Genomic DNA, 5,324 nt, shown 5'->3' on the forward strand with positions numbered 1-5,324 from the left:
GTCTTCGACGCCGACGCGATCGCCGCGATCGACACCGCCACGGCGACCGAGGCCCACCGCTGGTCCACCGGCACGGCCGACCCGAAGTACCTGGCCGCGACCGGCGGCAAGATCTGGTTCGGCTACGGCGGAGCCGCCGCCGTGCAGTCCGGGCAGCACGGTGACGCCGACGCGTTGGCCGCCCGGGAGGAGCAGGTGGCGATGCGGGCGCACGGGCACGCCTCGCCGGAGGCCCTGCACTGGAGTGAGGTGCGGGCGGATCTGGCGATGCTGGCGGGGGACCCGGTGCGCAGCTGCCGTACCTGGCTGACGGTCGCCTCGGCCCGGCTCGGCGCGGGGCAGGCCCCGGACACGCCCGCGGTGGAGGCGGCGGTGGACCGGGCCCACCACCAGTGGGGGCAGATCCGCGACGCCGTGCCCGCGCGCGAACTGGGCTCCGCCCTCGCGGAGTTGAGGAGCAGGGTGCCAGGACGCCGGCGCGGCGCCCTGGCCAATGTCCATCGGCGGCTGAAGGAACTACAGGTCAGCGGCTGAGGGTCAGCGGGTGAAGGTGAAGTACTTCCACCCGCCGTACGTCGTCGCGTTGACGTTGTCGCCCGACGCCGTGTCGATGTAGGACGAGCGGATCCGGAAGCGCACGCCCGTGGGCGGGTTGTCCTCCAGCAGGACCGAGTCCTTGCCGTAGCGGTCCAGGCCGAAGTACTCGGAGGCCGTCGTGTGCCAGGCGCCGCTGTAGAACTGCTGGATCTGGAACTGGTACTTGCGGCCCGGGTACATCGTCATCGCCGTGTTGTAGACCGGGTCCTTGGTCTGGCGGAAGTAGGAGTACTTCTCGTTCCAGGCGGTGGCCGTCTTGTAGGCGCCGCTCAGCGACGACGAGACGCTCACCTTGGTGTAGACGGTGTTGGTCGTCGTCTTCGCCGCGTACCGCGTGTCACCCGTGAACTTCGCGCTGATCTTGGCGTCGCGGGTGAGGCGGACCGTCGCCGTCAGGTTGCCGTTCGCATCGACCGTGCCCTTCTTGACCAGGGCGTTGGGCTTGTCGGAGCCGTAGGGGTCGGCCCAGATCTCCACCGTGCGGTTCTTGTAGGTGGTCCCGAGGTGCGCGGTGAAGGTGACGCTGCTGTTGTAGCCGTACACCTTGAGGTTGTTGTTCAGCGTCACCGTGGCCGCCGACTTGGCGACCGTCACCTAGTGCGCGGCGGTGGCGCCCGCGTGGTCCGCGTCGCCCGCGTAGGTGACGGTGTACGTCACCTTGCCGCCGGCCTGCGGGGTGTCCACGAAGGAGTACGAGCCGTCGGCCGCGACGGTCGCCGTGCCGAGCGCCTTGCCGGCCGGGGACTCGTCGTCGGTACGGGTGACGGAGACCTTGGTGCCGGCCGGGAACGCGGCCGAGGAGGTCAGCGTGCCGGTGACGGTGAGGGCCGTGGCGCGGGGGGCGGTGGCTGGCGCGGACACGGTGACGGTGGACGACACCTTGGTCGGGTCGTCGTAGACGTACAGCGTGTTGGCGCTGGAGACGGCGAACAGCTTGCTGCCGTCGGGCGCCCAGGCCAGCCCGCGCGCGGCGAGCGCGCCGCTGAACGTGAACTCCTTGAACGCCGGCGAGGTGCCCGGCCTGAAGAGGTGGACGTCCGCCTCGTCCATCGAGTTGGTGCCCGCCGCGACATCGCCGTTCGGCGCGATGTCCACCGCGTTCGGGTACGGGTTGGTGACGTACGTGCCGTCCTTGGACAGGTCCGTGAGCTTGTAGACCGCCTGGTAGTACGGAGCCCCGCTGGCCGTGACCACGTCCTTGCCGTCGGGTGTGACGGCCATGTCCATGAGGTTGCCGCCGCCCGTGGAACCCGGGTCGAAGGCGTATGCGGTCCGGCTCGGCGTGCCCGACGAGACGTCGTACACCGCGAGGACCACCGGGCTCTGGTCGGGTGCGCCCGCGACCAGCGTGCCCGGGGCGCCGGCGGAGGCGTCCAGCATCGGGGCGGAGTACCAGCTGTTCCCGGGTGCCTGGTTCAGGGTGACGACCGGGTCCGTGCCGCTGATGTCGAGGGAGCCTATGTTGCCGGCGGCGGCTCCGCCGTAGCCGAACCAGATCTTGCCGCCGGTCGCGGCCAGGTACTTCGGGTCGGCCGTGCCGGTGGACCAGCGGTGGGCCTCGGTCGCCGTGGCGGTGTCGATCGCGGCGATCGCGTCGGCGTCGAAGACGGCGGCGTACACGGTGGAGGAGTCGGCGGACAGCTCCAGGCCGCTCACGCCGGGCAGCGAGCCGATGGTGCCGACGAGCTGGCCGGCGTAGTCGGTGACGAGGACCTGGCCGGCGGCCGGGTCGCTGATGAAGACCCGCTGGTGGGCCCCGTCGACGACGACGTCGCCGGTCGACTTCAGGGGCAGCGTCGTGCTGGAGTCGGCGGCCGCCGRCCCGGCGCCGGTCGCGACCAGGGCGACCGAGCTGAAGAGGACCGCGAGTGCCGTCGCGGCCGGAAGAGTGCGTCTGCGCACGGTTTTTCGAACCCCCAGGAACGAAAAAAGGAAGTGAGGCGGACGCGGCGGAAGAGGGCACGCGTCTCGCCGTAAGTGATCGAAGGCTAGGTCATGGCACCGACAGCCGGGTGAAGGAGGGCGTAAGAGGCCGGTGAGAGCGCGAGGGAGCCCCCGGCGGGACAGGGGGGAGTGTCCCCGTCGACCGCCGACGGCGAGCAGGTCAGGGGCGGCGGAGTTCCTCCCAGCGGTGTCAGGTCGTCACCCGGACGGACCGGCGCGCTGGTGGTCGCAGTCCCGGGGTGGTGCCTTGAGAAGGCGTGCCGATCTTGGGCGCGTCCTCGACACCAGTTCAGGAGGCCCGCGATGCCCTTTCCCCCGGCCCGTGCCGTCATCGCCCCGGCGCTCTGTGCAGGCGCGTTGCTGACCGCGTCCGCGTGCTTCCCGTCGCCGGGCAAGGCGTCCTCGGCCCTGCCCGCGGCGCCGAGCACCGAGCCGCGGGCCCCCGCGGCCTCCCAGACGCTCACCGAGGGCCAGGCGCGGGCGGCGCTGATCACCGAGAAGGACCTCGGTGAACCCTGGGTGCCCACCGAGGGGTTCGCCACCTGGCGGGACTCCATGCTGAAGGCGAGCGCCGAGTCGGCCGAGTGCGCGCGGCTGCTCGACGCCCTGTACACGGAGGACCTGTTCGGGCCGGACGCCCGTACCCGCGCGACGGTCGGGCTGGACGACGCGTGGGACGAGGCCCAGCTGCGCTACCAGATCGTGGCCCACCGGCCCGAGGACGTCGACGCGACGCTGGCGTGGCTCGGCAGCCTGCCGGACGAGTGCGGGCAGTTCACGGCGGCCGCCGGTGGCGGAGAGCTGGACGTGGAGGTCACGGAGGCGGAGATGCCCGAGGTGGGGGATGCCCGCCAGGGGCTGCGGGTCGTCCTGCGAGGCATCTCCGAGTACGACGACGGGCCCCAGCTCACCCTGCATGTCGCCGCGGTCCGCGTCGGCGACGACGCGATCACCGTCACCAACGGCGGCCTGGCCGAGGTACCCGCCGACGCCACCTGGGCGGCCGTCGAACTGGGCGCCCACCGTCTGGCGGAGGTCAGGAAGCAGGGCCGGCACGACGTCTGAGCGACTAGGCCATGCGCTCGACCGCGTCCTTGGCCTCCTTCAGGCCCGCGCCGGTGATCTCCCGGTAGACCTTGATCGCCTGGATCTTCTTGTCGTCACGCAGGAGCGTGAGGACCTCGTCCATGCGGGGCTCGTTCTCGCGCAGCCCCAAGTGGTCGATGATCAGGTCGAGTTTGCGCTCGACCCGGGCAACTCGCTTGTCCGCCCGGGAGATCCGGCTCTGGACGCCCGTGACGGCCAGGACACCGATGAGGATGAAGAAGAGACCCGCTATTTCCATGTCCATGATCCTATGCGGGCTCGTTCCCGTCCCCGTCGTCGTCGAACCGCAGCCGGTGCGCCACCACGTCCCCGGCCACGTCCAGCGCCGTACGCCCGTGCGCGAACGCGTGCGCCCGCAGCCGCGCCAGCGCCTCGTCGGTGCCGGCGCCCAGCTGCGCCATGATCATGCCGGTGGCCTGGTAGACCTGGTCATGGTCGGCGGCCAGGCCGCTCAGCCACCGCTCGTCCCCCGGGCCGCCCGTCTCCTCCGCGTGCGGCAGCGCCATCAGCGCCACGGTCATCATCCCGGCCACCAGCCGCGCCGTGCGCAGCTCCAGGTCGGTGAGGTCGCCGGGGGACTCGCGGTAGAGGTCGAGGGTGCCCACGCACACCGTGTCGTTGCCGAGCGGCATCGAGTAGACCGCCCGCACCCCGGCGGCCGTGGCCTGCTGGGCGAAGACCGGCCAGCGCAGGACGTCCTGTCCGGCCGTCAGGTCACGGGCCAGCACGGGGGCGCCGCTCAGCGCAGCCGACTGGCAGGGACCGTCGCCCAACGTGGCCTGGATCTCCGTCACATACGCCGCCTGCGCACTGCTCGCGCCCAGCTGCACGGGCATGCCGTCACTGTGCAGCGACACGCTCGCGCCGCTCACGGGCAGCAGATCCACGGCCACGGCACACAGCCGGCCCGGTACCTCGCCCGGTCCCATACCGCGCACACCCTCGACGAGGGCGTCCGCGGCGCCCGCCCCTTCTCGTCCTCGCTCCCCGCGATGATCGTCTCTGGGCCGCACGGCAGCCTCCTCGTTCGAGCGCGGCCTGCTGGTCTCGCCTCCGACGACGCCCGACTACCCGTAGCGGCCCCCACGAAACCCGCCCGGCTGCCACGCCCCAAAGGGGCGCGGGGAACTGCGCGATCAAACCCCACCGGCCCGCGGACGACCCACGACCCAGCCCGGCACTCACCGCTTCTCGTACGGATCGGCCGGCTCCGCGATCCGCCGCACCGACCCGGCATCCAGCACAGGCGGCCACGCCGCGTCCGTGCCGAGTCTGCCCTTGGGGCGCCAGGTGCCGGTGACGGTGACCCACGCGTCGACCGGCGGAGCCTGCCCGCCCCGGATCTCGACCTTGCTGGTGGTGGCGTCGGCGGCGCAGCAGGCGACGAGGAGCCGGGTGACGTACCAGGTGCCGTCGTCGTCGCGGGTGACGAAGCCGGTCAGCCGGACCGTACGGCCCGACAGCGACCGCCCGCTGTCGTAGATCGCCCGGGAACTGAACTCCGCGAGCGTCAGCTGCACCGGGTTCCCGGCCGGCAGCGCCGGGAAGTGCCCGACCCCCTGGGCCGCACGCCGAGCAGGGCCAGCACACAGAGCACGACGAACACGCCGGCCGCGATCAGCAACGCGAGCACGGCGAGCCCGACGACTACGACGGCGATTCCCAGGCCCACGATC

6 protein-coding genes and 1 pseudogene are annotated in these 5,324 nt (G+C 72.0%); 2 read left to right on the forward strand and 5 right to left on the reverse strand.

The window, feature by feature from the left end:
- A pseudogene (locus EAO75_RS44750) lies at positions 1 to 534 on the forward strand (hypothetical protein); the annotation flags it as partial.
- A 3-nt stretch (positions 535 to 537) separates the two neighbouring features.
- Here EAO75_RS44750 and EAO75_RS48415 read toward each other — a convergent pair.
- Both EAO75_RS48415 and EAO75_RS44755 read right to left on the reverse strand, forming a co-directional pair.
- Positions 538 to 1,191, reverse strand: coding sequence for a hypothetical protein (locus tag EAO75_RS48415; protein WP_315987696.1), 654 nt, complete (start codon positions 1,189 to 1,191; stop codon positions 538 to 540).
- Positions 1,192 to 2,499, reverse strand: coding sequence for a hypothetical protein (locus tag EAO75_RS44755; protein WP_315987697.1), 1,308 nt, complete (start codon positions 2,497 to 2,499; stop codon positions 1,192 to 1,194). It lies immediately after the preceding gene.
- A gap of 345 nt (positions 2,500 to 2,844) precedes the next feature.
- On the opposite strand from EAO75_RS44755, the gene EAO75_RS44760 reads away from it, so the two are divergent.
- Positions 2,845 to 3,606: a hypothetical protein gene (locus EAO75_RS44760; RefSeq protein ID WP_187284861.1), complete on the forward strand. Its 762-nt coding sequence runs from the start codon at positions 2,845 to 2,847 to the stop codon at positions 3,604 to 3,606.
- Between the two features lie 4 nt (positions 3,607 to 3,610).
- Here EAO75_RS44760 and EAO75_RS44765 read toward each other — a convergent pair whose 3' ends face one another.
- The 3 genes from EAO75_RS44765 to EAO75_RS44775 form a co-directional block, all read right to left on the reverse strand.
- Complete coding sequence (locus tag EAO75_RS44765) at positions 3,611 to 3,886, reverse strand: ribosomal protein L7/L12 (RefSeq protein WP_187284862.1); 276 nt, start codon at positions 3,884 to 3,886, stop codon at positions 3,611 to 3,613.
- A 10-nt stretch (positions 3,887 to 3,896) separates the two neighbouring features.
- Positions 3,897 to 4,661 carry a GAF and ANTAR domain-containing protein gene (locus tag EAO75_RS44770; RefSeq protein WP_148000865.1) on the reverse strand — a complete coding sequence of 255 codons (765 nt, stop codon included), beginning with the start codon at positions 4,659 to 4,661 and terminating at the stop codon, positions 3,897 to 3,899.
- A 168-nt stretch (positions 4,662 to 4,829) separates the two neighbouring features.
- Positions 4,830 to 5,240 (reverse strand): TIGR03943 family putative permease subunit, encoded by a 411-nt coding sequence (locus EAO75_RS44775; RefSeq protein ID WP_410092934.1) that lies wholly within the window; start codon positions 5,238 to 5,240, stop codon positions 4,830 to 4,832.
- Positions 5,241 to 5,324: the final 84 nt, after the last annotated feature.

This window comes from Streptomyces sp. UW30, from assembly GCF_008042075.1.
Taxonomy (GTDB): domain Bacteria; phylum Actinomycetota; class Actinomycetes; order Streptomycetales; family Streptomycetaceae; genus Streptomyces.

What these genes read in the sequence shown, in the direction of transcription:
- EAO75_RS44765 (WP_187284862.1), bottom strand. Translation starts at nt 3,886, where the DNA reads ATGGAAATAGCGGGTCTCTTCTTCATCCTCATCGGTGTCCTGGCCGTC.
- EAO75_RS44760 (WP_187284861.1), top strand. Translation starts at nt 2,845, where the DNA reads ATGCCCTTTCCCCCGGCCCGTGCCGTCATCGCCCCGGCGCTCTGTGCA.